Origin of the sequence: Streptomyces sp. HUAS TT11 (assembly GCF_051553595.1) — a bacterium.
Classification (GTDB): Bacteria; Actinomycetota; Actinomycetes; order Streptomycetales; family Streptomycetaceae; genus Streptomyces.
Genome location: NZ_CP196184.1, coordinates 8,849,331 through 8,876,213 on the forward strand (window position 1 = coordinate 8,849,331; position 26,883 = coordinate 8,876,213).

26 protein-coding genes and 1 pseudogene are annotated in these 26,883 nt (G+C 68.3%); 16 read left to right on the plus strand and 11 right to left on the minus strand.

The features are described from left to right. The gene (locus ACSHXN_RS39795) at positions 1-1,794 is read right to left on the minus strand and encodes a peptide ABC transporter substrate-binding protein (protein WP_355140375.1); all 1,794 of its coding nucleotides are present in this window, start codon (positions 1,792-1,794) and stop codon (positions 1-3) included. A gap of 187 nt (positions 1,795-1,981) precedes the next feature. On the opposite strand from ACSHXN_RS39795, the gene ACSHXN_RS39800 reads away from it, so the two are divergent. From ACSHXN_RS39800 to ACSHXN_RS39830, 7 genes are all read left to right on the plus strand, one after another. Then, a complete protein-coding gene (locus ACSHXN_RS39800) occupies positions 1,982-3,178 on the plus strand; it encodes an ROK family transcriptional regulator (protein ID WP_355140376.1) in 1,197 nt (398 codons plus the stop codon). Between the two features lie 53 nt (positions 3,179-3,231). Then, complete coding sequence (locus tag ACSHXN_RS39805; protein WP_438305873.1) at positions 3,232-4,740, plus strand: M81 family metallopeptidase; 1,509 nt, start codon at positions 3,232-3,234, stop codon at positions 4,738-4,740. A 302-nt stretch (positions 4,741-5,042) separates the two neighbouring features. Continuing rightward, positions 5,043-5,546 carry a methylated-DNA--[protein]-cysteine S-methyltransferase gene (locus ACSHXN_RS39810; protein ID WP_438305875.1) on the plus strand — a complete coding sequence of 168 codons (504 nt, stop codon included), beginning with the start codon at positions 5,043-5,045 and terminating at the stop codon, positions 5,544-5,546. 66 nt (positions 5,547-5,612) lie between these two features. Next, entirely contained in the window at positions 5,613-5,777 is a 165-nt protein-coding gene (locus tag ACSHXN_RS39815) for an MGMT family protein (protein WP_438305877.1), read from the plus strand. A 71-nt stretch (positions 5,778-5,848) separates the two neighbouring features. Further along, positions 5,849-6,580: a 2OG-Fe(II) oxygenase gene (locus tag ACSHXN_RS39820; RefSeq protein WP_383358936.1), complete on the plus strand. Its 732-nt coding sequence runs from the start codon at positions 5,849-5,851 to the stop codon at positions 6,578-6,580. After that, entirely contained in the window at positions 6,577-6,882 is a 306-nt protein-coding gene (locus tag ACSHXN_RS39825; protein WP_355140381.1) for an Ada metal-binding domain-containing protein, read from the plus strand. The genes ACSHXN_RS39820 and ACSHXN_RS39825 overlap by 4 nt, the downstream gene beginning before the upstream one ends. Before the next feature lie 340 nt (positions 6,883-7,222). Continuing rightward, entirely contained in the window at positions 7,223-7,483 is a 261-nt protein-coding gene (locus ACSHXN_RS39830) for a hypothetical protein (protein WP_355140382.1), read from the plus strand. A 492-nt stretch (positions 7,484-7,975) separates the two neighbouring features. On the opposite strand, the gene ACSHXN_RS39835 is transcribed toward ACSHXN_RS39830, so the two are convergent. The 3 genes from ACSHXN_RS39835 to ACSHXN_RS39845 all read right to left on the minus strand — a co-directional run bounded on the left by ACSHXN_RS39835 (position 7,976) and on the right by ACSHXN_RS39845 (position 10,611). Beyond that, positions 7,976-8,263: a DUF1905 domain-containing protein gene (locus tag ACSHXN_RS39835; protein ID WP_355140383.1), complete on the minus strand. Its 288-nt coding sequence runs from the start codon at positions 8,261-8,263 to the stop codon at positions 7,976-7,978. Positions 8,264-8,542: 279 nt separating this feature from the next. After that, entirely contained in the window at positions 8,543-9,550 is a 1,008-nt protein-coding gene (gene gap, locus ACSHXN_RS39840; protein WP_355140384.1) for a type I glyceraldehyde-3-phosphate dehydrogenase, read from the minus strand. A gap of 104 nt (positions 9,551-9,654) precedes the next feature. Next, entirely contained in the window at positions 9,655-10,611 is a 957-nt protein-coding gene (locus ACSHXN_RS39845) for a GlxA family transcriptional regulator (RefSeq protein WP_438305880.1), read from the minus strand. Between the two features lie 442 nt (positions 10,612-11,053). On the opposite strand from ACSHXN_RS39845, the gene ACSHXN_RS39850 reads away from it, so the two are divergent. Beyond that, positions 11,054-11,485, plus strand: a complete 432-nt coding sequence (locus ACSHXN_RS39850) for a hypothetical protein (protein WP_438305882.1) — start codon at positions 11,054-11,056, stop codon at positions 11,483-11,485. A 241-nt stretch (positions 11,486-11,726) separates the two neighbouring features. On the opposite strand, the gene ACSHXN_RS39855 is transcribed toward ACSHXN_RS39850, so the two are convergent. Next, a complete protein-coding gene (locus ACSHXN_RS39855; RefSeq protein WP_438305885.1) occupies positions 11,727-12,650 on the minus strand; it encodes a quinone oxidoreductase family protein in 924 nt (307 codons plus the stop codon). Between the two features lie 98 nt (positions 12,651-12,748). Between ACSHXN_RS39855 and ACSHXN_RS39860 the strand changes: the two genes are divergently transcribed. After that, positions 12,749-13,189, plus strand: a complete 441-nt coding sequence (locus ACSHXN_RS39860) for a MarR family winged helix-turn-helix transcriptional regulator (RefSeq protein WP_355140388.1) — start codon at positions 12,749-12,751, stop codon at positions 13,187-13,189. A 166-nt stretch (positions 13,190-13,355) separates the two neighbouring features. Here the strand turns inward: ACSHXN_RS39860 and ACSHXN_RS39865 are convergent, their stop codons facing one another. The 3 genes from ACSHXN_RS39865 to ACSHXN_RS39875 form a co-directional block, all read right to left on the minus strand. Next, a complete protein-coding gene (locus tag ACSHXN_RS39865) occupies positions 13,356-14,123 on the minus strand; it encodes a GNAT family N-acetyltransferase (RefSeq protein WP_355140389.1) in 768 nt (255 codons plus the stop codon). Positions 14,124-14,295: 172 nt separating this feature from the next. Beyond that, complete coding sequence (locus ACSHXN_RS39870; protein ID WP_383358940.1) at positions 14,296-15,024, minus strand: DUF2625 domain-containing protein; 729 nt, start codon at positions 15,022-15,024, stop codon at positions 14,296-14,298. An 88-nt stretch (positions 15,025-15,112) separates the two neighbouring features. After that, a complete protein-coding gene (locus ACSHXN_RS39875) occupies positions 15,113-15,814 on the minus strand; it encodes a hypothetical protein (RefSeq protein WP_355140391.1) in 702 nt (233 codons plus the stop codon). A 319-nt stretch (positions 15,815-16,133) separates the two neighbouring features. On the opposite strand from ACSHXN_RS39875, the gene ACSHXN_RS39880 reads away from it, so the two are divergent. The 4 genes from ACSHXN_RS39880 (at position 16,134) to ACSHXN_RS39895 (ending at position 22,720) form a co-directional block, all read left to right on the plus strand. Then, positions 16,134-17,135 (plus strand): TIGR01777 family oxidoreductase, encoded by a 1,002-nt coding sequence (locus ACSHXN_RS39880; RefSeq protein WP_438305888.1) that lies wholly within the window; start codon positions 16,134-16,136, stop codon positions 17,133-17,135. Between the two features lie 1,233 nt (positions 17,136-18,368). Continuing rightward, complete coding sequence (locus ACSHXN_RS39885) at positions 18,369-18,770, plus strand: cupin domain-containing protein (RefSeq protein WP_355140393.1); 402 nt, start codon at positions 18,369-18,371, stop codon at positions 18,768-18,770. Between the two features lie 445 nt (positions 18,771-19,215). Continuing rightward, a complete protein-coding gene (locus tag ACSHXN_RS39890) occupies positions 19,216-21,171 on the plus strand; it encodes a multicopper oxidase family protein (protein WP_438305890.1) in 1,956 nt (651 codons plus the stop codon). A 526-nt stretch (positions 21,172-21,697) separates the two neighbouring features. Beyond that, a complete protein-coding gene (locus ACSHXN_RS39895) occupies positions 21,698-22,720 on the plus strand; it encodes an NAD(P)-dependent oxidoreductase (protein ID WP_438305892.1) in 1,023 nt (340 codons plus the stop codon). 258 nt (positions 22,721-22,978) lie between these two features. Here the strand turns inward: ACSHXN_RS39895 and ACSHXN_RS39900 are convergent, their stop codons facing one another. After that, positions 22,979-23,716 carry a hypothetical protein gene (locus ACSHXN_RS39900; RefSeq protein WP_383358945.1) on the minus strand — a complete coding sequence of 246 codons (738 nt, stop codon included), beginning with the start codon at positions 23,714-23,716 and terminating at the stop codon, positions 22,979-22,981. Positions 23,717-24,285: 569 nt separating this feature from the next. Between ACSHXN_RS39900 and ACSHXN_RS39905 the strand changes: the two genes are divergently transcribed. Next, positions 24,286-24,501 (plus strand): hypothetical protein, encoded by a 216-nt coding sequence (locus tag ACSHXN_RS39905; protein WP_355140397.1) that lies wholly within the window; start codon positions 24,286-24,288, stop codon positions 24,499-24,501. 390 nt (positions 24,502-24,891) lie between these two features. Next, entirely contained in the window at positions 24,892-25,392 is a 501-nt protein-coding gene (locus tag ACSHXN_RS39910; RefSeq protein ID WP_355140398.1) for a GNAT family N-acetyltransferase, read from the plus strand. Between the two features lie 5 nt (positions 25,393-25,397). Here the strand turns inward: ACSHXN_RS39910 and ACSHXN_RS39915 are convergent. Beyond that, positions 25,398-25,637, minus strand: a pseudogene (locus ACSHXN_RS39915) (hypothetical protein); the annotation flags it as partial. A 298-nt stretch (positions 25,638-25,935) separates the two neighbouring features. Between ACSHXN_RS39915 and ACSHXN_RS39920 the strand changes: the two are divergent. Continuing rightward, positions 25,936-26,454, plus strand: coding sequence for an SMI1/KNR4 family protein (locus ACSHXN_RS39920; RefSeq protein ID WP_355140399.1), 519 nt, complete (start codon positions 25,936-25,938; stop codon positions 26,452-26,454). Between the two features lie 80 nt (positions 26,455-26,534). On the opposite strand, the gene ACSHXN_RS39925 is transcribed toward ACSHXN_RS39920, so the two are convergent. Next, the gene (locus ACSHXN_RS39925) at positions 26,535-26,867 is read right to left on the minus strand and encodes a hypothetical protein (protein ID WP_359460653.1); all 333 of its coding nucleotides are present in this window, start codon (positions 26,865-26,867) and stop codon (positions 26,535-26,537) included. Positions 26,868-26,883 lie beyond the last annotated feature (16 nt).

Here is a 26,883-nt window from a genome sequence, read left to right on the forward strand (position 1 = left end):
TCAGCTGGTCCACTTCCACTGCGCCGGGTGGAAGTTGGCCAGGGAGTCCTGGGAGAAGCCGCCCAGGCCGTTGCGGATGACGGAGATCTGGTAAACGGGCTCGGGCAGCCAGATGACCGGCAGTTCCCGCGCGAGGGAGGCGCTGTAGCCCTGGATCGCGTCGTTCGAACTCGACGTGGTGGACTGCGAGATGAGGTCGTCGACCTGCGGGTTCGCGTAGTTGCCGAAGTTCGAGCCGCCCTTGGACTGGAACAGCGAGTCGCCGGTCGGGAAGGCGGGGAAGTACCAGCTGCCCGCTGTGCCGAAGAAGGACAGCTGCCACTTGCAGATCGACTGACCGGCCGTGCACTGAGGGGTCTGCGAGAGCACGGAGTTCACCGGCGCGGTCTTGATCGTGAACTTGATGCCGGCCTTCGCGAGCGACGACTGGATCGCGCTCATCATGTTGTCGGTCACCGTCGAGCCGGACTGCGACAGCACCTGCATCTCGAACTTGGTGCCCTTGGCGACGCCCGCGCCGCACTGCGAGGCGCCGGTGCCGGGGTCCGTACAGGTCATGACCCCGCCCTGCTCGCTCCAGCCGTGGCCGGTCAGCAGCTCGCGGGAGGCCGAGGTGGAGAACGGGTACGGGTTGCTCTTCTGCTCCGGCGAGACGAAGGCGGAGGCCTGTCCCTGGGGGACGGGACCGTAGCCGGGCACGGCCGTCCCGTTGAAGATGACCTTCGCCAGACTGCTCTGGTCGATCGACCGCTGCACGGCCTGGCGGGCGTACAGCTGCTTGAACACGGCGCCCATGGCCGGGTTGTTGAAGTTGTACGGCATGTAGGTGATCGCCCAGCCCGACCATGGCTTGACCGAGTAGCCCTGGGCGGTGAACCGATCCTTCTGGTCGAGGTCGGTGGCCTCGATGTAGCCGTAGTCGACGCCGCCCGAACGCAGTGCGTTCTTCTCGGCGTCCGCCGTGGTGAAGGGGAGCAGGTTCACCGTCGGAATGCCGGGCTTCTCACCGCCGTCGTACTTCTTGTTGGCGGCCAGGACGACCTTGCCCGCGGTGGAGAAGGACTTCACCGCGTACGGGCCGCTGATGGTCTTCCACAGGGCGTCCTTCTCGTAACCGGCTATGCTCTTGGCCGCGTTGTTGAGGTAGGTCCATACCTGTTCGGCGCCCGCGGCCGTGCGGTCGGCGTCGGACACCTGCGCCGAGGCTCCCGTCCGGTCCCAGACGTGCTGCGGCAGTGGGTTGATGCTGCTCAGCTCGTTGGCCAGCATCCACTGGGAGTTGTAGGCCCGGTCGAAGGTGAGGGTGAAGTGACGGGCGTCCTCCGTCTTGAACGACGTCCAGTTGTCGGGCGCCTTGCCGGGGTTGTAGCCCGCCCACTCGGCCTTGTTCGCCTTGATGAGGTTGAACCAGAACTCGACGTCACGTGACGTGATCGGCTTGCCGTCGCTCCAGTGGCGGTCTCCCAGCGTGATGCGCACGCTCTTGCCGTCGGCGGCGAAGTCGGCGGCCGTGGCCACGGAACCGGCCTTGTTCCAGGCGATCTTCCCGGTGGAGCCGTCATAGGCGATCAGCGGCTCCCACAGGGTGTTGGCGATGGAGATGTTGTTGGTGTTCAGGTGCGCCGCCGTACCGATCGGCAGGATCCAGTTCGGGGTGAAGTTCGCGGGCAGCGCGTAGTTGATCGAGTCATGGGAGCCGGACGATGTGCCGTCCGACCCGGAACAGCCCGCGAGCAGCAGCGTGCCCGCGGACAGGGCGGCACCGGCGACGAGCCTCGTGCGAGCAGGGGACATTTTTTTCACCTCGAGGAAGTGGGAGGACCGGAGGCGGGTGGGAAAGCCAGTCAACGACCGCTGTGTTCGAAGAAACAGACGCACCGCTGTAAAAAGCGTGTTACTGCTGTTCTGGAAAAAGCGAAGAGCGGTGGTCACAGGCATACGCTCGACGCCTCGACAGCCGACGTCGAAAGTTGCTTCGTCCATGACTGAAAAAAGTCCGCCACGCAGAAAACACATCCCCGGCGTTTCGTCGTTGGCCGAGCGCGTGCTCGAACTGCTCGCTTCCGGGCAGGCGTCGACGCGTACGGAACTCTCCGCACTGCTCGCCGCCGCTCCCTCGACGATCTCCTTCACGGTGAGCCAACTGCTCGCCCTCGGGCTGGTCGCCGAAGACGGCACAACGACCGCCACCGGCGGCCGGCCGCGCAAGATGCTGCGGCTCGGCGGCAGCGAGGGCTTCGCGGTGGCGGCCGAACTCGGCGGCAAGCACGCCCGCGTGGGCGTCGTACTGCCCGGCGGTGGGCTCAGCGACGTGTCCACCGTGCCCTTCGTGACGGACGAGGGCCCCGAGTCGGCACTGCCCGGTCTGGCACACACCCTGGAGAGCCTTGCCGAGCAGCACGGCAGAGCCCTGCTGAAGGGCGTCGGCCTCTCCCTCCCGGGCCCGGTCGATCTCGTCTCGGGCGTCGTCACGCTCCCGTCCCGGATGCCCGGCTGGAACCGTTACCCCGTGCGCGCCTGGCTGGAGGACCGTTTCGAGGTGCCGGCGGCCATCGAGAACGACGCCAACTGCATGGCGGTCGGCGAGCACACCGTGCAGCCGCCCGATCGCCGGCAGTCGATCATGGTGAAGACGGGTACCGCGATCGGGGCCGGCGTCATCGCCGACGGGCGGCTCTACCGAGGTGGCTCGGGCGCCGCCGGCGAGATCACCCACGTCCGCGTCGAGGCCGCCCACGACATCCCCTGTTCCTGCGGCAACACCGGCTGCCTGGAAACCGTGGCCTCGGGCGCGGCACTCGTCCGGATCCTGCGCGAACGAGGCCTGAAGGTGGCGTCCACGGAGGACGTCGTACGACTCGCCTCCGACGCCGACCCCGAGGCCACACGTGCGGTCCGGCAGGCCGGGCGGTACCTCGGCATGGTGCTCGCCGCGAACGTCAACTTCTTCAACCCGGACGCCGTCTACCTGGGCGGAATCCTGTCGACGCTCGAGCCGTTCGTCGCCGCCGTGCGAAGCCAGCTGTACGAGGGCTGCCATCCGCTGGTGACCGAGCACCTGGTGATCGAACGGGCGAGCCTGGGCGCCGACGCCGGACTCGTCGGCGCAGGCCAGTTCGCCCTGCAGCGGGCGCTCGCCGAGGCCCTGCACGCGGTCACCGGCAACCACCACCCCTGATCCGGGGCAGCCGCCTGCCCCGGCACCCACCCCCGACAACTCGCGGAGGAGCCATGCCAGCACCCCGTCCCGTCATCGCCGTCGCCGGTCTCGGCATCGAGTCGTCCACGTTCTCCCCGGCCCGCACCGAGGCCTCCGCCTTCCACCCGCAGCGCGGCGGCGACGTCCTCACCCGCTACCCCTTCCTGGCACCGGGGCAGCCCCTGCGCGCCGCCGCCGACTGGCACGGAGCCCTGGTCGGCAAGGCCCTGCCCGGCGGCACGGTGACGGCATCCGCATACGCCGAGCTGTCCGGTGAACTCATCGACCGGCTGGAGGCGTTGGGGCCGATCGACGGCCTCTGGTACGACATTCACGGCGCGATGACCGTCGAGGGCGTGGACGACGCGGAGGCGGAACTGCTGGCCCGCATCCGGGAGACCGTCGGCCCGGACGTGATCGTCTCGACGTCCATGGACCTGCACGGCAACGTCTCCCGCCCCCTGGTCCACCTGTCCGACCTGATCACCTGCTACCGGATGGCTCCGCACGAGGACGCGATGGAGACCAAGGAGCGCGCCGCCCGCAACCTCGTCGGCCATCTGGCGGGCGGTGGACCCCGACCGGTGAAGGCGTGGATCCCGGTACCGGTTCTGCTCGCCGGCGAGCAGACCTCGACCCGGATCGAACCCGCCAAGAGCGTCTACGCGGCCGTCGAGGAGGTCGAGGCGGCCGAGGGGGTGACGGACGCCGCGATCTGGGTCGGCTACGCCTGGGCGGACGAGCCGCGCAACCGGGCGGCCGTGGTCGTCACCGGACCCGACCAGGCGGCCGTGGCCGCGGGAGCAGAACGTCTGGCCCGGGGCTTCTGGGAGGCGCGGCACGAGTTCGCCTTCGTCGCCCCGACCGGGACCCTCGCCGACTGCCTCGACGAAGCACTCGCCTCCGCGGCGCGGCCGTACTTCGTCAGCGACACCGGGGACAACCCGACGGCGGGCGGGGCGGGTGACGTCACCTGGGGCCTGCGTCAGGTGCTGGCCCGCCCGGAATTCCAGGACCCCGGCGGCCCGACCGTGCTCTACGCCTCGCTGCCGGGACCGTCCGCGGTCGAGACGGCCGTACGAGCGGGCGTCGGCGCCACGGTCACGGTCACAGCGGGGGCGGAGGTCGACGACCGGCACGCCGGACCGGTCACCATGACCGGTGTGGTGCACGCGGTGCGGCACGGCGACCGTGACGCGCAGACGGAGGTGGTCCTGCGGGTCGGCAGCGTGCATGTGATCCTGACCCGGCTGCGCAAGCCGTACCACCACGAGCACGACTTCACCGACCTCGACCTGGACCCGCGCACGGCGGACATCGTCATCGTCAAGATCGGCTACCTGGAGCCCGAACTGTTCGCGATGGCCGCCGACTGGAAGATGGCGCTCACCCCGGGCGGCGTGGACCAGAACCTGGTGCGGCTCGGCCACCACCGCATCCACCGTCCGATGTTCCCCTTCGACCCGGGGATGCCCGACCCGGATCTCACGGCTCGGATCGTCGCCGCCTCGAACCGGCAGCTGGACGGCCCCGAGGAGTGAAGGGCCCCTTCCTGCGGCCAGATCATCGGCTCCTTCGTCCGGTCGGGTCACCACCGCCGGGTGGAGGAGCCGGCCGCGTTCCGGCAGGCCCGGGGGGCGCCCGCCGGGGTGGCAGCACGTCCGTTCCGCATCCCGACGGTGATGGCGACCGCGAGCTGTTCCGCACACCGGTCCGCCTGGCCATCGGGCCATCGCTGACCTGCGCCGTAACCCCCAGCGTGATGTCCGAATCCCGCCAGCAACGGTGTTCGTGAGGCGTGAGAGTGGAGGTTGAAACGATTCCTGGTCAAGAGGAGGCGACGATGACCGCCTGGACGACGATCACCAGCCCACTGGGTGAACTGCTCCTGGTGGGCGAGGAGCACGGCGACGACATCGCCCTGGCCTCACTGTCCATGCCCGGCCAGAAGAACGCACCGGCCCTCCGCCCCACATGGCGGCGGGACACGGTACGGTTCGCGGACGTGGCACAGCAGTTGAGCGCGTACTTCGACGGACGACTCACCGAGTTCACCCTCACCTTCACGGCAGCCGGCACCGAATTCCAGCAGCGGGTCTGGCGCGAGCTGGAACGCATCCCGTACGGCACGACCACCACGTACGGTGCTCTTGCCGCGCGACTCGGCCTGCCGCGGGACCGCATTCAGGCCCTCGGTGCGGCGATCGGCGCGAATCCGCTGCTGCTGGTGCGCCCGTGCCACCGTGTCATCGGCGCGGACGGCTCGATGCGGGGCTACGCAGGCGGTGTCGAGCGCAAGGTGCACCTGCTCACCCATGAGGGCGCTCTGCCGCCGAGCCTTGTCTGAGGCCCAACCCCACCCAGAGCATGAAGAGTTCGGGATCTCCGCTGTGAGGTCCCCTGGTGCTGCACCATGACCCTCCCTCACCGCAAAGCGATGGTCGGCGCCAACCCGCTCAAGGTCGTGCGTCCCTGCCACCGCGTGATCGGCGCCGGCGACGCACCGAGCGGTTGCGCCGACGGGCCGGCGCGCAGGCAGCAGCCCCTCGACCTGGAACACGCCGTCCAAGTCGCCTGAAACGTCGCCCCGGCCATGCCTGTGAGAGGGGAGCCGGGGTGACACCGCCACCGTTCCGAAGGATCCTTGCCGTGAACGACACCAAACCGCCCACAGGGCCGCTGGAGCGCCGGGTCGACGACAACGACTGGGCCGAACTCGCCGACGAGCTCCACGCGTACGGCAACGCCCTGACCCGTCGGCTGCTCACACCGGAGGAGTGCCGCCAGATCGCCGGCCTCTACGACGAGATCGCGCGTTTTCGAACGACCGTGGACATGGCGCGCCACCGCTTCGGCTCCGGCCAGTACCGGTACTTCAGCCACGACCTGCCCGCCCCCGTACGGGAGTTGCGCGAGGCGTTCTACCCCCGTCTGCTGCCCATTGCCCGGGACTGGGCCGACAAGCTGGGCCGGCCCGCCCCGTGGCCGGCCAGTCTGGGGGAGTGGCTGGAGATGTGCCACGAGGCGGGGCAGGACAGGTCGGCACAGATCCTGCTGCGTTATGGCCCCGGCGACTGGAACGCCCTGCACCGTGACGTGTTCGGCGACATGCTCTTCCCGCTCCAGGTAGTGATCGGTCTTGATGCCCCCGGAGAGGACTTCACCGGCGGCGAGTTCCTCATGACCGAACAGCGCCCGCGTGCGCAGTCACGAGGGTCGTCGACAACGCTTCCGCAGGGGCACGGCCTTGTCTTCACCACCCGCGACCGGCCCGTCGCCACGAAGCGGGGCTGGTCGAACGCCCCTATGCGACACGGTGTGAGCACCGTCCGCTCCGGGCGCCGCCACACTCTCGGTCTCGTCTTCCACGACGCCGCATGACCGCCCCCATGCCCCCGCCCGGCGACGGGCCGGGGCGGCGCCACACCCTGGTCGGCCGGGACGGGCGCCCCTACCGGAGCCTGACCCCGGGCACACTCGGCGGCCATCGCCGCACCCGGGTGTACGGGCGGCTGGACTGCCCGTCCGCATTGCGCGCCATCGCCGGCGGTCACTACGTCACCCACAGGGTGTTCTTCGCGGACGAAGCCACCGCCGTCGAGGCCGGCTACCGGCCCTGCGCCGTATGTCTGCCGGCGGAGTACGCCCGCTGGATAGCCCTGCGCAGGGCCGCCGGAGCGTGAACCCGCCGACGAGCTGCGCGAGTTCGGCGGGCGCGAAGACGTGTTGGTCGAAGGCATGTTGATCGAAGCGGGCGGCATCGCGGCGGTCTTGGGGCCGAGTGCGGTGCTGACCGCGAAGTACCTGGTCAGATGGCCCATGGGCAGGCGGACGGTCCGAGGGGAAGGTGGTGAGATCATGTGATTATTTGTGACGAATGAGAGATTGATTAGCTTTCAGTTATGTGTGGGCGTCTTTTCCGTTTCGGGCCCGTCAGCCGGGCAGTATCAGTTCCAGCCCGACCGCACCGGCCGGGTCAACCGACGGGGCTTCACGCACCGTCGCTCGGAAAGGACATGTGAGATGACTGACAGGTTCAAGCGGGCCGCGGCCCTGGGTGCGGCCGCGGTCGCGCTGACTTCGGGCGCGCTGTTCGGAGCGGTCGGCAGCGCCTCGGCGGCCCCCAACCACCACCCCGGTCCGGAACACGGCCGGCAGCACTGCTCGGTCGGCCGGGGCTACTGGACCCAGACGTGGATCCCGGGCCGCTGGGACCACCGCCACTGGAGGCCGGGCCACGCCCAGCGCGTCTGGCACCCGGGCCACAGGGACTGCCGCCGCTAGTACCTGGTCGGTCCGGTTCCAACCGGCACGGGGAGGTCGCGTCTGCGGTCGGTGCCGGTCAAACACCTCTACCAGGCCCTGGAGGACGGCCAGGGCCTGGTAGAGGGGCAAAGGGGGAGACAGGCAGGGGGTGGGCCTGGATCGCGGTCCCGTCCAGCCGGTGGCGAAGCCGGCCGGACGGGGGAGCCGGCAGGGAGGCGGAGGAGCGGCGGCCAGTTCCGGGTGTCGCCGCCCTCCGGCCGGATCCCGGAGTCCCGTACACGGCAGAAGTGCCCGGTCGGGGACTCGAGTTCCGTTTCGAGCGCTGCGATCTCCTCGCCGGTGGTGGGCGATCGCAGGGCCGCGTGGTCATCGGGAGAGTACACGGACAGCCGTGACACGCAGCGGTTCCACGCCGTCTCGGGGGCGGCACGCTCGCTGTCGGGGCCGTGGTCCTGGACCGCGGCCCCGGCGGGCCCTGTGGCCGTGACCGGCGATCCGGACGGAAAGCCTTTAGAGGCGGACCGTCATCTCCACGGTCACGTCATCACCTGCAGAGAGCCCATGAGGCTTGCGTACAGCGTTCTTGAGCGGCAGCAGATAGCCGCCGTCCTTCGGGAACAGCGACGTCGTGAAGGCGGTCCCGCCGATCCGGGCCTCCACGGGAACCACCCCCCAGCCGTAGGTCGCCATCGCGGCGACCTCGCGGATATCGGCGGACTCCTCGGCCGGCACGGTGACGAAGAAGTACGGAGGCGGGCCACGCCATTCGATCACGGGGCCGGCGAAGACGAGTTCCATGAGGTCGGTCCGGTTCCTCGAGGAGGGCCAACTGTGCGGGCCCAGCGTACATTCGGGCCTTTCCTCGAGTGGCCCGGCGCGGCCGGTCGGACAGCGGACCGACCTTCTGGCCGCGATGACGCAGGCGTGCGTACCCGGGCCGTCCCAGGCCGACGTCGTACCGGTTGTCACGTGCGGCAACCGGACGAGCCCCGTCCGGAGATCAACGGGCGGGGCTCATCAGCGTCATGTGCGTGTCGCGTCGCGCGGTCGCCCGTCGGCGAGAGGCTCCACGAGCCTTCAGCCGGCGGCCGAGCCGGCGAGGAGTTCGAGCGTGTCGATCACACGGTTCGAGAAGCCCCACTCGTTGTCGTACCAGGCGACCACCTTGACGTGGCGCCCGTCGACTCGGGTGAGGGCCGAGTCGAAGATCGACGAGGCCGGATTGCCGGTGATGTCGGAGGACACGAGCGGGTCCTCCGAGTACTCCAGGATGCCGGCGAGAGGACCCTGCGCCGCCGCGCGGTAGGCCTCCAGGACGTCTTCGAGCGTCACATCGCGGGCGACGGTCGTATTGAGTTCGACGATCGAGCCCACCGGAACCGGCACACGGATCGAGTCGCCGGACAGTTTGCCGTCGAGGCCCGGCAGTACGTGGCCGATCGCCTTCGCGGCGCCCGTCGTGGTCGGCACGATGTTGACGGCGGCGGCACGGGCCCGGCGGGCGTCGCGGTGCGGACCGTCCTGCAGGTTCTGCTCCTGCGTGTAGGCGTGCACCGTCGTCATGAAGCCGTGCTCGATTCCGGCGAGCTCGTCGAGCACCGCGGCCAGCGGTGCGAGCGCGTTGGTCGTGCAGGAGGCGTTCGAGACGATGGTGTGCAGGGCCGGGTCGTAGGCGTCGGTGTTGACACCGAACGCGAGCGTGACGTCGGCACCGTCCGACGGCGCGCTGACGAGCACCTTCTTCGCGCCTGCGTCGAGGTGGCCGCGGGCGGCCTTGGCCGAGGTGAAACGGCCGGTGGCCTCGAGCACGATCTCGACGCCGAGTTCGGCCCAGGGAAGCTGCGCCGGTTCGCGCTCGGCGAGCACCCTGATGCGACGGCCGTCGACGACGAGGGAGTCACCGTCGACGGTCACCGGGCGACCGAGCCGGCCGGCCGTCGTGTCGTAGGCGAGGAGCCGTGCGAGGGTGGCGGGCTCCGTCAGGTCGTTGACGGCGACGACCTCCAGATCGCTGCGGCGCTCGAGCAGCGCTCGCAGCACATTGCGTCCGATGCGGCCGAATCCGTTGATGGCGATGCGAGTCATGACTGGTGTCCCTTCGGTTCGACACCAGGTTCGCGGTCGGCGTGCGGCTGTGGCAGCGGCGTGAGCGCCATGGTTCGCAAGGATCGCGCCAGCGGAGTCGCGGGCTACTCACCCTGGGTGAAGGTGCGCCGGTACTCGCTCGGCGTGGTGCCGAGAATGCGCTGGAAGTGCAGCCGCATGTTCGCGCCGGTTCCGAGACCGACGTCGGCGGCGATCTGCTCGATACTGCGCTGCGAACGCTCGAGCAGTTCGCGGGCCACATCGATCCGGGCACGCATGACCCACTGCATGGGTGTGTACCCGGTGTCCTCGTGGAAACGCCGTGAGAACGTGCGCGGCGACACCACCGCATGCCGGGCGAGCACTTCGAGGCTGAGCGGCTCGTCGAGCCGTTGGAGTGCCCATGCGCGGGTCGAGGCGAACCGCTCGCCGAGCGGCTCGGGAACGCTGCGCGGCACGTACTGGGCCTGACCGCCGCTGCGGTAGGGCGCGGCGACGAGGCGCCGGGCCGCATGGTTCGACGCGGCCACTCCGAGGTCACGGCGCAGGATGTGCAGGCACAGGTCGATGCCCGAGGCGGCGCCGGCCGACGTCAGCACGTCTCCCTCATCGACGAAGAGGACGTTCTCGTCGACCTGGACGAGCGGATGCTTCGCCGCAAGCGCTCGCGTGTAGTGCCAGTGTGTTGTCGCGCGCTTGCCGTCGAGCAGACCGGTGGCTGCGAGCGCGAACGCGCCCGTCGAGATGGCCGCGAGCCTCGTGCCCCGATCGTGGGCGGCGATCAGGGCGTCGACGGCGGCCTGCGGTGGGTCGTCGCGGTCCGGGAACCGGTACCCCGGGAGGAAGACGGTCTCGGCCCATCGGAGCGCCTCCAGACCGTCGTCGACGTGGTAGGACAGGCCGTCGCCGCCGGTGACCAGACCGGGAGCCGCGCCGCACACCCGGACCTCGTACGGCATGCTGGCACGGGTCGTGAACACCTGCGCGGGAATGCCGACATCGAGCGGCTTCGCACCCTCGAGTACGAGGACGGCGACACGATGCAGGCGGCGGTCTGACACGGCGAACAGCGTACGCGCAGGTCATCGGGGCCGCCGGATCATCTTCCCCGGCCGATCGGCGTCGCCGTGGTCACTGCGCCCGGCCTGTGTCCCGATGCGATCGGAGAGGTCGCCGCATGTGGCCGTTGTGAGCGTGACGGTCACGCCGCACTGGGAAAGGACAACCGGCGTGCCTGGCATCGTCTGCCCGAGCCGCGGCGCAGGTCTTCGCAGCACGGCGACGAGGACCCGATCCGGCTCACCATCACTCCGTTCGGGGCGCTCGAATCGTATGCGACGGGTCGGGGCATGCGCCGTCCGCAGGACATGTGCGCGAATCTTCATGTCTGTCGCGATGCGTGGAATGTCGGAGGCCGCACCCCCGCCTAGGGTGTGCCTGCCACACTCCCGTCAGGCCCTGCTGCTTCCCCGACAGCAGGGCCCACCTTTGTTGAGGAGCACCGTGCCTGACCTCCAGGAGCTAGATGCTGCCCTTCCCGCTCTCCTGCGCCGCGGCCCGGCCGAGGTGCTGGCGGAGATCGAGGGGGCCCAGCGGGCAGCCGCGGCCGCGTATCCGCCCGAGCCGTCGATCATCCCGCCGCCGGAGCATGTCTACCCGTGGGGCCATCGCTGGTGGTGGCGCTTCCTGGCTTTCCCCTGTGTGCTGCGGTGCGGCTGGGCGCACATCGAGGATCTGGTCCGTGACGACCTCGAGCCGTTCGTCATGCGCATCGGCGAGAGCCCACGGGAAGAGATCAGCCAGGGGATCAGCGAGCACGCCGTGCTGCGGAACGTCAGGCGGCGCAGTCGGATCGAGGCCGCGATCCGCAGGCACGCCGCATGGGCCCACGTAGAGCAGGAGCCGTACCGCGGACGAGGTGAAGGAGCGCACTGACACCCTTGTCGGGCGCAGCGGCGGCCCGTACCTGAACGCGGCGAGGCGGCCGGGGCGTTCGCTGTGCCATGGTCGGCCGCTCGCCGGTGCCGGAGGGTTCGGAAGGTGGTGGGCGATCTGTCGAGCGGTCGTGGACTCCGGGGTGACCCGGGTCCTGCCCTCGGTGGCCTGGTCGGAGCCGGTGAGGCGGCCGGAACATGGGCTGGGCTCACGAGGACGGATGCCGCAGCCGGTCCGCCCGCTACGGAATCAGCACGACCTTTCCCTGATTGCCTCGGGCCTCGATCGTCGCGTGCGCTCGTGCCGCGCCTGCGAGGGCGAACTCCGCGTGGACCACGGGCCGTAGTGCACCCTCACCGAACAGCCTCCACAGCTCCCGGATCCACCCGGCGTACCGCTGTGGCTGCGTCCTTGCCACGATCGCCACCTGGAAGCCGATGGCCGACTTGCCGCCCACGAGGAGGTCGTGGGCATTGACGCTGCCGCCGCCCGAGCTGAACGCGACCAACCGTCCACCGGGCGCGAGCGCCTTGACAGCGGGTGTGAGCAGTGTGCCGCCGACGGCGTCGAGCACGATGTCGACCGGTGCGCCCCAGCCCTGCTGTTCGTAGGTCACCACGGCGTCGGCGCCGAGGGTGCGTACGAAGTCCGCCTTGGACGGGTCGCCCACGGCTGCGACGACGCGTGCGGCGCCTCTCAGCCGAGACAACTGCAGGGCCAGATGGCCGACCCCGCTCGCCGCCGCGGTCACCAGAACCGACTCGCCGTCCTCCGGGCGCGCGGCCTCCAGGGCGCCGAGTGCCACCACGCCGCTGCGCACAAGCGCGACGGCGTCCTTGGCGGTCGCGTCCGTCGGAACTGGGGAGGCCATCGCGGTGTGCAGCAGGGCGTACTCCGCATACCCGTGCCCGAAGCAGAGGCCGGTGACCCGGTCGCCCGGCGCGTATCCGCTCACGCCGTCCCCGACGCGTACCACTTCACCGGCCAACTCGCCGCCGAGTGGGACGGGCTGCGCTGCCTCGCGCATTGCGCGTACGACGGGGAGAGTGACGCCGATCGCCTCGGTCCTGATGAGCAGTTCACCGTTACCGGGCTCCGGGACGGGCACCTCTTCCAGGAACAGGGACTCAGGTCCGCCGACGTGTTCGTACCGAATGCGCCGCATCCGCGAACGCCTCCTGACACTCAAGGTTTCGTTGGAGGTCCCAACGATAGAGGGAAGGTCATTGGGAGCTCCAACGTTTTGTCGGTACGCTGCCGTGCATGGCAGACAGCCCGTCGGCGCCCACCCGAATCCGCACTCTCCCCAGCTGGCTTCTCGGCCGGGCCGCGGCCCGTGGTCGCCGCCTGGTCGCCGAGGCGCTCGCTCGGCACGACATGAAGATGTGGCATCACGTCGTCCTTGCGGCCGTGGCGGACCTCGGCCCCGTCGCCCAGGCCGACTTGGGCAGGGCGGTCTCTCTCGACCCGAAGGACATGGTCGGCATCCTCAACGACCTCCAGGCGGCGGGCCTGGTCGTTCGCACCGTCGATCCGGCCGACCGGCGCAAGAACGCGGTGAGTCTCACCGCCGACGGCGAGCGGCGACTCGAGGAGTGCACGAAGGCGGGGGAGCGGGCCAACGACGAACTCCTGGGCCCGTTGTCGGCAGCAGAGCGCGAGCAATTCCTGGAGATGCTACGGAAGGTGAGCGAGGTGCGGTGATGCGGTGGGCGGTGCGGGCTCGTCACAGGGTCATCGGGACTCTTTCCGCGCGCTCATGCGCGGAGCCGAGCCGTTCGCCCGGCCGCACCCCGGTGAGAAGTCGGAAGCTTCCGCCCCACTTGGGTCTGGGCGGAATCGTGTCTGTCCGGTCCGACTGACCCGGCTGTCATGGAGCCGTGATCACGGTCATGTACTCCTCGGTGCTGAAGCCCACCGACTCGTACACGGGCTCACCCATCTTGCTGGCGTAGAGGTAGGCCGTTGTGGCGCCGGCGGCACAACCCGCGCGCAGCAACTCGATGGTCACCGCCCGTCCGTAGCCGCGCCGCCGGTAGCGCGGCAGCGTGCTGACATTGAAGATGCCCAGCAGATCACCGGAGACGGACGTCATGCCCGTTCCCACCGGTACGCCGTCCACTTCCGCCAGGTAGAACGTGAGTCCGGCGACCTCGGCGAAGGACGGGTTGTTGAACAGCTGGAACGTCTCGTGGGGCACCTCGAAGCCTTCGGCCACCGTCCGGGCGTAGAGATCGAGTTCATCGGTCGGCACGGGCCGTACGCGAAGCGGGCCGACCCCCGACTGCGGCGGCGGTCCCTGTTCGGGGCGCCGGACCATGAGGGGCTCCGTGTTGAACTGGGTCAGCCCGTTACGTGCTGCCATCTCGGTGATCAGCGGCCCCGGTGTCCCGCGCACATGAATGCTCCAAGGAAGTTCCCACGGTGCCTCGGAGGCGGCCAATGCGGCTATGTCGTCCGCGTCCGGTTCCAGGCTGGGACTGATGATCGCGTTGAGCGCTGCGACCGGGGCCCCGGAGATCGACAGGACGGCACCCTGCGGACCCCTTCTCGTGCGACCGCCGGCCGTCGACAACCCCTCGAATACGGCCACGTACGCATCCGCGATCGACCTGCGTGAGTCACTCATGTGCGCCATGAACCAACTGTAGGGGCACGGTCATCGTTGGACCGTGGAGTGGACGGTGGCCTGGTTTGTAGGGTGCCGGTGTCTGCACCGTCGCCACGAGCGCAAGGCCGAACACGTCCCCGCCTTCGCCGGAATCGCCGCCACCCTCGTCTGCTACCGGCGCCTGGGCCGGTAAGCCCGTTCATGCGACTCCGAGGAACCCCGGGTCGGCGCCGTCGAACTGAAGGCACGAGTCGCGGCTCAGACCCAGGAGTTCCGCCATGGGCACCGCACGGCGGCTGGTCGCCGGCAGATCCCGGCGGGCCTCGGCCGACCACAACGGCGGAAAGAACGACAGTCCCTGTCGGCCGTTCAGCACGGAGACCTCACTGCGCCAGCCGTCCCACCGCAAGCCCCCGTAGAACTCCCGCAGTCCTCCGGCGAGAATCCAGGACAGCCATGCCGAGTAGCCGGCACCCAGGGACTCCCAGCCAAGGGCATCGGGCGCGAAGTAGATGATCTCGCCCGGCTCGCCGGGCCGACCGGCGTCACGGGGGTTGCCCCCATTGAGAGCGAAGACCCCGCCCAGCACATCGTGCGCAACCACGAGGCCCGCCCCGGGCCGCCATGCGGGATCGAGCGTCAGGGGCATCCTGTTGATCTCGGCCAGACCGGGCAGTCCTTCGAGGCCGGCGGCACTCGGGCTGCCGAAGACCCGCAGCCATCCGCCGTCCACGAGCAGGCCGCCGCAATTCAGCACGACGGCACCCAGATTCGACCTGGCGGAGACCTGTAGCTGCAGCAGGGAAGCACGGCCCACGCCGGCATCTGCGGGCAGCACCGCAACGGATGCATCGGCGCCGGCCAGTTCCTGAAGGAGGAGCGGCCAAGCTGGGTCGTCGACGTTGATCAGCTCATCGATCTCACGCATCCCCGCATCGTCGCACCGGCACCCGGAGGCTCTGTCCACCGGGCCATCTTCACTTCGATCCGCCGATCGAGACGATGTCTAGGCCTGTCTAGGCCGGGATCAGGACGGTGAGCCATTCCGCTTCCCGCGGCCGGTACCCATGACGATCCCTCAGCCCGGTCACGATGGCCGGGACGTGGCCGGCGCCGTACACGATGGCCACTCGGATGCGCTCCTCGGCACGTTCCGCGTAGATCTCGTCGAGCGCGGCGAGCAACCGCTGGTCACGTCGACCGATCATCGCCCGCTCCACCGGATCGTCGGCCATCATCTCCGCGCGCAGCGTCGACGGCAGATCCTCGACCTCCATGTCCTCGTCGAGGAAGGCGCGCGGCCCGCGCAGCGCGAACATCAGGCCCATCACGGGGGCCACGACCATGAGCAGCAGATACATCCAGCGAGGCAGCGTCTTGAGGTCCTCGATCGCCTCGGCGGCGGTCACGTCCGGGTTGATGATCGGCACGCCCTCGGGGAGCAGCAGGCCCTCGTGCTGTTCCTGCAGGCCATTGCGCTTCCGCCGCGGAGCGAAGCGGTAGGCGAGCGTGAGCGCGCTCACTCCGACCGACCGCCCACGGATTCCCTCGAGCACTATGAGGTCACAGTCCCTGAGTCTGAGGCGCACCTGGGAGTAGAACGTCGGTGAGGCCACGTGCAGCATCGGAAAGATCACGAATTCCAGAGGCGTCCCCTTGCGTCTCATGGTGATCACAGCGGACCGGACGGCATACCCCGTCACCTCGATGATCTGCATCAGCCCCCCACTCGGCCCGGCCTGGTTTCCCTTCCGCCCATATCAGGACACGACCTGTCGGGGGCCGTGGTTCCCCAGCGCCGCGCGGAGCGCCCGGGCAGTCGGACAACGGGCGGACCAGCGGCCCCGGGTCATGAGGGCACGGTGATGTGGCGATCGCCCGGTGACCCGCGGTCGTGTGCCCGGTCCGTCGTCCGTGGCGGTGACCGCACCTTCGCGAGGACGGGCCGCGACACTTGGGAAGGCATTGCCGGGCCCTCGTTTGAACACGTTCAAATCCAAGGTCTACTCTTGTGTCCACCGAAGTTGAGGGGGCTCGATGAAGGTAGTGCTGCCCGGTGGTACCGGACAGGTGGGCACGATCCTGGACCGTGCGCTGACCTCGGCAGGCCATGAGGTCGCCGTGCTGACCAGGGATCCGCAACGCGAGCGTGACATCGCCTGGGACGGGGCCACCCTCGGCCCCTGGGCCGAGGTGATCGACGGCTCCGACGTCGTGATCAACCTGGCCGGACGCAGCGTGTCCTGCCGTTACACCGACGAGAACCTGCGGGCCATGATGGATTCCCGAGTGGACTCGGCACGGGTGATCGGCAAGGCGATCGCCGCGGCCGCGCGACCACCTCGTCTCTGGCTGCAGATGAGTACCGCAACGATCTACGCCCATCGCTTCGACGCCGCACATGACGAGGCGACGGGGGTGATCGGCGGTTCGGAGGCCCGGGTGCCCGACTACTGGGCCTACAGCGTCGAGATCGCGAAGAACTGGGAGCAGGCGCAGGCCGAGGCGTGGACGCCGGCGACACGGAAGGTCGCGCTGCGCGCGGCGATGGTCATGAGCCCCGATCACGGCGGGGTCTTCGACGTACTGCTGAAGCTGGCGCGACTGGGGCTGGGCGGACCGGTTGCGGGCGGCGCGCAGTACGTGTCCTGGATCCATGACGAGGACTTCGTACGTGCGGTGGAGTTCCTGATCGCCCGGGAGGACCTCGATGGTCCGGTCAACCTGGCCTCGCCGCGGCCTCTTCCTCAGCGGGAGTTCATGAGGGCCCTTCGTGCTGCCTGGGGCGTTCCTGTCGGGTTGCCGGCGACACGGTGGATGGCGGAGCTCGGGGCGTTCGCACTGCGCTCGGACACCGAGTTGTTGCTCAAGAGCCGCCGAGTGGTCCCGGGTCGGCTGCGCGCGGCCGGGTTCACCTTCGCGTATCCCGAATGGGATAAGGCGGTCGCCGACCTCGTCGGTCGGGTCCGATCCACTCGCTCGGTCCGGCGGCCGGGCCACAGCGGAAGGGGAGCGGAGCAGCAAAAAACCCGCTCGTGAACGTCGGGGGCCTTCCTCCTCCCCTTCCGGGCTCGGTCGGCCGGTACGGCACGGCCGTGGTCCGTCGTGCCATGTGCCGAGCGGATCGTCCTCGGCCCTGTAACCGGTCTCCTTGCCGGGGGCCGCAGCTCGGCCACGGCCGACTCATCGGTGCCGTGTGCGGAGCGTTCGTGGCGCCGTCCGGCGACGGACCGCCATCAAAAGAGACGTGAACCAAACGCCCCGGCGAAAACGTGTCCCGGCTGAGAGGGCTGGGCCGCTCGCCACCTGCGGCGGGATGGTCCGTGACGTGCGAGCAGCCCTGTCGGGAACACGTTTGCGGGCCCACCGGCTGTTCCTCCACGGCGGAGTCCGCCCGGATGGCGATGACAATGAACCTTTTCGGCCACGCGATCCGTGTTGGAGATATGACCTCGCTCTCTCCCGGCATGGCCCCCCGCGCCGCCATCGCACGCAAACCACTGAGGCGTGTCTCTGCGGCAGTTCTCCTCGTCCTGTGCGGAGTGGTGGGGATGTCCGCCTGCAAGACGTTCGAAGTCGGCGGGAGCACGCCGACTCCGTCGTCATCACTCGCTGCAACAGCCGCCTCGACGCGTTCGCCACACACTCCAGCCGGACAAGGCATCCACGACGTGGGCCTGCAACGGATGGTCGGCTCTTTTGCGCAGCCTCGGACGGGTGGCCGTATGCAAGGCCTGACTTCGCCGACCCTCTGACTTTCGACGGCGTCTCATGACTGCCTTGGCGAATTCCGTGGCAACTTCGGGGTACCGGCTCGGTTGACGGGCGGGTTGATCGAGAATCGCGAGGCGTCCGGCGGAACGTTGGATGATTCTTGTTTCCCAGTTCATAAATCATTCGATTGCGGCAGCCGGTGATTCGGCCGACTTGACAGAACAACAGCCGGCCCATTTAATTGACTCAGCAATTACATGGTGCTTGCGATGCGAAGAGCATATTTCTCAGGTGCGCAGAGTAGCGGCCGCCGGTTTCTTCATCCGATCAGCCTGCTCCCGGCCTTGCTTGAGAGACCGTCATCGCCGTCCTCCGACCTTGGTTCCGTCTGTGTATACGCGCGGATTTCTGATGAGCCGAGCCGCTGCGGGCGTGGGCGATCCCTGCTCAGCCAACCACTGATCTCCAAGAGGGGTGTACGTCTTGTTGTCGGCGTCACAAGACCGTCGTGCGCGTCAGACGCTGTACGGGTTCTCCGACGGAACCTCGGCGAGCTGGATGTCCGGAGACGTCTACGCGGACGAGGCGCTGGGATTCGTGGTGGTCGGTGTGCCTCCGGGAGAAGGAGCGGCTGCGCACATCCACCCCCACCATGATCAGGCCTTCTATCTGCTCGAGGGGGAGCTTGAGTTCCTCGACGGCGACAGGGCCTGCACGGTCCTCCCCGGCGACCTGGTCCATGTGCCGCGCGGTGTGCGCCATCGATTCGTCAACGTCACCTCTCGTGCCGCCAAGTTGGCCTGTCTCTTCAACCCCGGTGGCGGGCAGGGAGCGAACCTCGAGGACTGCGAACGCCCACACCACGACCGGCATCCGTGCGACTGCGAAGTCGACCACTTCACTCCCCGACTCATGGATGTGTTCCAGCAGTTGGAGAACACCCTTCACACCGAGAAGTAGTCACCTTCTCGACGGACCGACTTGCCGGGACCAAGAACGGCTCGACCCGCGGAACATGCGGGCGGAGCCGGAACACATACGCCGACGGTCTCGGCCCCAAGCCTCTCTCCTGACGTACCGATCACCCACCAGCCGTGATCGCCGACGTCCATTCAGCCGTGCGTTCCATCCGAGTGCCGCGCTGTATCAATGAACCGGTCACCCATGCCGGGTTGTAAGTGTCGCAGCCAGCGAAAGCAGCGCATGTGCCGTGCCGCACGACGCGGCGGCTGCGACCACCACCGCCGGGTCCAGGAAGCGTCCCTTTCAGGTTGCTCAATCGCCTTGCCGCGATGGGAACATCGGCCTGAATTCCTACGCGCCGGACCCGAAGCGGGGACAAACGACAACCACCTTGATCACGGGAACAACCACTATGAAGCACTCCAGACGGACTTTCCTCGGCATGGCCGGCGGCACTGCCGCCGGGGCCGCCGTGGCCGGCGCGGGCGTCTACGGCCTGACCGGCCTCTACGAGGGAAGCGCCGAGGCCAGCGAGACACTCGACGGCGCCGGTGAGATGTCCGGCGGCGCCAACGCCGAGCTCGACGGCGTGAACTCGCCGGAGGCCACCGAACTCACACCGTTCAAGGACCCGCTGCGCATCCCTCCCACGCTGCGTCCCGGCAACAGAGGCGTCACGGAGGTGGGACTGGTCGAGTCCCGGATCCGTCTGCACTCCCAGATGCCGCGGACCCGTCTGTGGACCTACGCGGGCCACTACCCGGGTCCGACCCTCGAGATGCGCCAGGGACAGCGTGCGCGTATCGCCTGGACCAACAAGTTGAAGGGCGCCATTCCCGTCAAGGCGGTCTGGGTGCACCCCGAAGGGCCGGGGCCCGGTCTGCTGCCCTACAACCGTCCGGGATCCGAGGGGGCGATCGCACGCCCCGAGATCGACAAGCTGACCGCCTGGACGACGGTCCATGTGCACGGTGGTCATCAGAACGCCCTGAGCGACGGTGCGACGGACTACGGGGTGACACCCGGGAACGCACAACTGGCGGAATACGCCAACGACATGGCAGCCGCGCACCTCTTCTACCATGATCACGCCATGTCGGTCACCTCGTTGAACGTGCAGGCAGGGCTGATGGGCCACTGCATCGTCCGCGACGAGGAGGAGAACGGCCTCGATCTCCCGAGTGGTCGTTATGAGATTCCGCTGGCGATCCAGGAAGTCAATTTCGACACCGACGACCGGGGACGCCTCAACGGACAGATTCTTGCCAAGCGCATCGCCTTCACCGACCCGATGCCGGGGATGCTCCCGCCGGCGGCCGGGAGCCTCGCCCCGTTCACCATGGTCAACGGTGTGGTGTGGCCGCATCTGGAGGTGAAGGCCCGCGCGTATCGCTTCCGCCTGGTGAACACGTCCCCGTCCCGCATCTACCGCTTGGTCGTACTCGACGAGGAGACCGGCAAGGTGGTGCGTGGCGCCATCAAGCTCATCGGCACCGACCTGGGCCTCCTCGGCGCTCCCGAGGCCATCGACGAGGCGCTGTCGCTCTCCCCGGCGGAACGCGCCGACATCGTGATCGATTTCGCCGCCTTTCCGGGCAAGCGGCTCAAGCTCGTCAACACCGTTGCGGGCCAGACCCCCGGCGCCGCCCTTCCGGACTTCGCCGTTCCCTTCCCCGAGGTGATGCAGTTCCGCGTCGCACGGGAGCGGAATGCGCCCTACAAGCTTCCGACAACGTTGTCATCCGGTTTCCGGAAGCTGCGTCCGGAAGACGTCCCCAAGGGTGCCGTCGAGCGGTTCGTCGTGCTCACCATGGACAAGACCGGTGGCATGCCGCAGCTCTGGGAGATGCAAGAGGTCCCCGAGAAGACCGAACCCGGGGTGGGCATCGTCAAGATCGACCTGCCCGGCGGGACGAAGACACTCCGGCGCACGGGCATGATGTTCGAGGACACCACCAGGTTCTTCGCGGCCGCCGACACCTGGGAGAAGTGGACTTTCATCAACATCGCGCCGCCCGAGGTGCCCATCTACCACCCGATGCACATACACCTGATGAACTTCCAGGTCGTGGACCGGCGTGCGATCGACAGCAGCGGTATGGACTACGCGGCTCAGGGCACCAAGAAGCCCATCACCACCGGAGACAGGGTGCCCGTTGCACCCGAGGAGTCCGGCTGGAAGGACACCATCACCGTCAACGCGAACACCCTCGTCACGGTCGCCGGCCGACTCGCACGGCAGACCGGCAAGGTGATGTACCACTGCCACCTCCTCGACCACGAGGACGAGGGCATGATGCGCCCCTTCGTGATCATGCCGTCGGCCGTGCACGAGATTCACAGCATGCAGATGGGGATGAGCGGCGACACCGGCGACATGAGCGGAATGACCATGTAGCGCCGGACGGAACGCGAAGCCGGTCTCGGGTTCAGGAGTGGCAAGGACGCCCGGCGGTCCAGAACCGGGCGGGCGTTCCGCCTTGCAGAGCGTCACGGACGTCCCGCCGCGGTCAGGGACGGTGGAATGAACCCTGACGTCGGCGGAGTGTCCAGGACCGGTTGAGGACCAGTGGCCCGGAACCGTGTATGCGGGTTCGGGCCACCGGTGGTCGCCCCGCTGCGCTGACGCAGCCGAGGGCCGACACGGACCGAGGCGCTTTCACGGCCGTTCCGATTCACGTGTCCGTCGGGTTCCCCGAGCCCGTGTGACGACCTTCACCTGAACCCGCGCGGGTGACGCGCACGTGCACGTAGTGAATACGGCAGGGCCACGGCCGAGGCGGCCATGGTGTTCGGCCGCGGTGGCCCGGCGTGTTTCGACGCACGGGCAGGACAGTGTGCAGAGGTACGACTGCTGGGCGGGCAGCGGCGCCCGGGGCGCCGGCCGGTTCGGCACGGCAAGAACCGGAAGAAGTTGATGCACGATGCAGGACGGCATGGCCGTGTGGCTCCCGTATCACCAGGAGGAGATACGCGGGCTGCCGGACGCCCTTTCCTACGGCCACTGGGACGGTTCCACCACGCTGCCCGGCGACCCGGGGGAGGTTCGCTTCCTGGTGGGACCACCGGTGCCGGGCGCAGAGCGTGCCCTGGGGCGTGTGCTTCCGCGGATGCGACGTCTGGAGGTCGTCCAGCTGCTGAGCTCCGGCTATGACTACATGAAGCCGGTGCTGGACCTGATGCCGCCCGGCACGACGCTGGCGACCGCTCGAGGGGTTCATGGTGAGGCGACCGCCGAGTTGGCCGTCACGCTCCTGCTCGCGCTCTCCCGTGGCATCGACCAGTTCGTGCACCGGCAGGGCGCGCGGCAGTGGCTCCCCGAGTACCGATCCACCCTGATCGGCAAGCGGGTCATGGTCGTCGGCCACGGCGCCGTGGGCACGGCCGTCGCGGAGCGGCTGAGTGCGTTCCGGTGCGAGACGGTGGTCGTGGCACGGACCAGGCGCACGGCTCCCACGGGTCTTGTGCACGGGATCACGGATCTGCCGAAGCTGCTGCCCACGGTCGACGCGGTGGTGTTGTGCGCACCGTTGACCGAGCACACCCGCGGTATGTTCGGCGTGGACACCCTGGGGCTTCTGAAGGACGGGGCCCTGGTGGTGAACGTCGCCCGCGGCGAACTCCTGGACACCGGCGCCGTGGTCAATGAGCTACGCCAGGGCAGGCTGCGCATCGCCCTGGACGTGACGGACCCGGAACCCCTGCCCGCCGGCCACCCGCTCTGGGATCTGCCCGGCGTACTGATCACACCACATGTGGCGGCGTTCACCGACGCCTTCCCCGGGATGAGCATGAACTTCCTGCGGAGACAGTTGCAGCGCTATGTGCGGGGCGACGACTTGCACAATGTCGTCCACACCGTCCAAGGGTCGCGCGAACCGCGTAGACGCGCAGGTGAGCGTGCCGGCGGTGAAGTATTGAGCGGTATGCCCGCGACGCGTCCGTGAGTCTCTTGTGAGACGTTCACGAACGCCGGGGGTACTGCTTGGGAGAGGGAGGAGGCCCTGAGGCCTTCGCTGCGACGTGCCTGTCAAGCGTGCGGCATTCCACGCTCAGGCCCTGCGACGCTGCGGCCAGGAACAACCGAGGCGTCTGGTGGCCTCTAACCGAGCCTGGAAACGTCACCGGCGACTGGCCACCGGAGAACAGCTGGGTCTGGGACAGTCGGCACTGCCTGCTGCCGCCGGCGCGATTCTCCGGCCCCTTTACTGAGGTCGCATGAGATCGAGGTCCTCGCCCCATGCGTCCAGGACTTCGCCGTGTCCGGCCTCTCGGGCTGTCGCCTCGACGAGGGCGAAGAGGTGCCGCTGCAGGGATACGTCGCCTGAGATCGAGATCCGGTCCACGGCACGGAGCAGCTCGTCGGTGTCCCAGCCAGGCAGTGGGTGTCGGGCGAGTTCCCACTCCAGGTACTTGTTGTACGGGCGGGGGCGATGGTCAAGAGCGAAGAGCAGCTCCAGCAGGAACCGGACGCTTTCGGCGGCGTCGAGGCGAGCGGCACGTGCCTGACCGTCCCGGTGGTTCTTGAGGGAGCGGTAAAGAGAGTTGGCGTAGGCGTCGAGCCAGCCGCTCGAGTCTGCGAATGCCTCGTCGGCACCCAGACGGGCCTTCTCGGCCAGGATCCGGGCGATGCCTCCGTCGAGCCGATCGAGCACGATCTGGGCACGGGCGAGAGCGTAGCGTTCAAACCCCGGCATCCCGGCTGCGCGGAACTCGGTGAGAGAGACGATGACGAGGTCGAGTTGGGGGGTGCGGTGGCCCGCGAACCGGGTGAGATCGGTCGTCGCGTCGTCGGCGAGGACCACGTACAGGTCGTGATCGGAGTGTCGGGTCATCATGCCGTCGTGGGCCCGGGAGCCCTTGAGGACGAGGCCGACTACCGCTGAATCGGCCGAAGCCAGTTCGACGAAGGCGTCGTAGGGGAGAGGCTGTGGAGCAGTCACGGTGTGGATCTCCGATGGGGTGGTGACGGGTACGCCGGTCGGGGCGTCTCCTGTGATGGGAAGCGCCCGGTACCGTCTGCGGCTGCACATGGCCGCCGCCCAGAAGATCAACGCACCTCTCGACTCTATCGCCTGACCGGCCGTGGGGCAGAGACCGCGGCTTGCATTCCCCAAGGTGCGGCGATTCGAACGTAAGCCCGTCCGCATCAGGCCGGTACTCGATCGTGAAACCCGCCGAGTCTCCCGGCCGTGCGAACTTCGGAGACGCATCGTCGACACGGGTATTGGCTCCTCGGCATGCAGCGCACCCTCGGTCCGGGCGAGTACCTCCCGCATCGTGTCGCGCCGGGTGCGCAGGTGGATGCCGACCATCCTGGGGCCGGCGCTCTGTCGCTCGAGGTACAGCCCGGACGCGGGGGTGCGTCAGTCGGCTGAAACTTGCGTATAGGCTCGATCCGGACACTGACCAAGCGATCTGACCTGCATCCACCCGCAAGGCCCTTGACCTGGGCTGCCACCGGGTCTCACTGTCATCAGGGATCAGTGTCGTAGCGACAACGGGGGATTTCATGGTCGAGCTCGGCGTCCTGCTCGGACTCATGGTGGCGCTGGCGGTCACCCTGATCGTCAAGCTCATGCGCCGCGGTAGTGGCACCACCCGGAATGCCGAGGGGCTGCTCATCGAGCAAACGCGGAGGGTGCAGGCGTACAACGACCGAGTGTCCTACAACGCCAATACGATGCATGGCTCTTCGCCGACCATGAGCGACAACTACCGTCCATAGCTCGGCCTTCGTCTTCTGGCGCTCCTGAAGTGGTACGGGCAGAGGGGGCTCGGCGGCATGGCAGGCAGTTCTGGCCCTGTTCCCGCGGACGTCGACGACCGCCAGGCGATGGAGCACATCGTCGGCTGTCCCTTGAGTCAGACACGGGGCCGACGGAAGCCCTTTCACCGGGCGGCCGGGTCACGGTCATGCGCGCGGGGTCGTTATCTGAGGGCCGAGCCTGCGCACGAACCATCAACGTCCGCAGGCACAGGTTGCTCGCCTGCGGAGACGCCGGCCATGCGGGCGGCCTCCGTCTCATGCTGTGACCGCATAGGTGCACCGGTTCGGCAGGAAGATCGGACGTTATCCCGTTGCTGTTGCTTCCATCAGTACGGCAGGGTCTGCGTCATGCTTGAACTGCGCACTCTGGAATCAGACGACTGGCCGATCTGGCGGGAACTGCGTCAGGCAGCCCTCGCGGAGGCGCCCTACGCGTTCGGGTCGACGCTTGCCCAGTGGCAGGGAGCTGGTGATCGCGAAGACCGCTGGCGTGCCCGTCTGGAGATTCCCGGTGCACACAATGTCGTTGCGGTGGTTGACGGTCGTCCTGCGGGGATGGCCAGCGGCGTTCCGCTCGAGCAGGCAGGGGACGCCGTTGAGTTGATCTCGATGTGGGTCAGTCCCGCGGCCCGGGGCAGAGGAGTCGGCGACTGCCTGATCCGGGAGATTGCACGGTGGGCTGCAGAGCGCGGTGCCAAGTCTCTGCGTCTGTCCGTGATGCCGGACAACAAGAGGGCTGCCGCTCTCTACGAGCGCCACGGGTTCACGGACACCGGTGTGCCGGGCGACCTCCTGCCTGATGGCACGGGCAGGGAACAGGTCATGGCCAAGGACCTGACGAACAGCTAGCGCCATCAGGCAACGATTGCCCCGGCGACCACCTCGCGTAGACGTTCGTCGGCAGCGTGCTCGCTCCGCCAGATGATGTAGCGGCGGAACAAGCTGCCCTGCTCCTTATGGCCGGCGTGGTCGGTGCCGTCCAGTGCGGAGTAGCGCAGGGCGGTGAACTGGGCCCCGATATGGTTCAGCCACGATCCGTCGGTCGGCGTGCAGGCGAACTCGACGTTGTTCACCGCGGCCCGGTCGCCGACCCGGGTGTCCGTCCTGGCCCAGGTCCCAGCCTGCGAACAGGTGCCGGACCCGGTCCGTGCCGGTGAACGTCACCACCTCGGCAATGTTCGCCACGGGCAGGACCTGGGCGGACAGCAGCGATATCTGGGCTCGCCGCCACGGCACTACCGATCCGGTGCCCCTGCCGGATGATCGACAGCAACCGTCGCCCCCGTTGCCATCAATCTCCCGCACCTGCACATGTCCGCTCAGGTGATCATTGTCGCGGTCCATCCCGGGCCGGGCGGCGAAACGCGGCGCAGGGCTCCTAAGATTTCGGTCATGGCACGCTTTGAGGATGTGCAGGCTGCTTTCTGGAAGCCCGACAGCAGCTACGGCATACACCAGCCGCTGACTGATGAGACGGTGCGCAACGCCGAGCGATTGCTCGGCGTCACGCTCCCGACGTCGCTCCTTGACCTGCTGCGCGCTCAGAACGGAGGCGAGTCCGCGGCCGAGCGGAACGCCTTCCCGACAGACCAGCCGACTTCCTGGAGTGCCGATCACGTCCCGTTCGACCACTTGATGGGCATCGGCGACCACGAACACACAGTCTCCGTGCTGGACAGTCCGTACCTGATCGATGAGTGGGGACTTCCCGCGCCTGCCGTGCTTCTCTCTGGCGACGGGCACTACTGGATTGCGCTCGACTACCGGGCATCCGGCCGACAGGGGGAACCATCGGTGACGTGGTTCGACGCTGATCGCAATGAAGAGCTGGCCCTCGCCCCGGACTTCCGATCCTTCGTCGAGGGCCTCACCGCAGCCGGTGACTTCGATGGCGAAGACGTACCCGACTGACGTCTGACGGGAACGGCATCCCACCGGCGCACAGCACCAGCTCAGACGTCACATCGGGGCGAACGCTTCCTGATGTGGCACTAGTCACCGATAAACCACACATAGCTGCCCGGCGTTGCCGCACACGCTTCAAGAAGGTCGGCAAGGTCAAGCAGAGCGGCCTTCTCCTTCGTGTCAGCGCATTGCCGAACCAGAACGTCGACTTCCTGACGAGCGACTCGAGCTTCCTGGTCGTTGAACAGCGTGTCGCCATAGGGGTCCACCCAGCCGAGCTTGCCCGATCCGTGTCGGTCGAGCGTGCTCAGCGACCGCGCCAGCGCTTCACCATGCTGGTAGGACCCTCGCAGCAACGTGTCCCGGGAAGACCCCTTTCGCACGGGCCGCCCCGAGTGCAGTTCCAGCTCGATCCCCATGTCCCCTCCTTCGGAC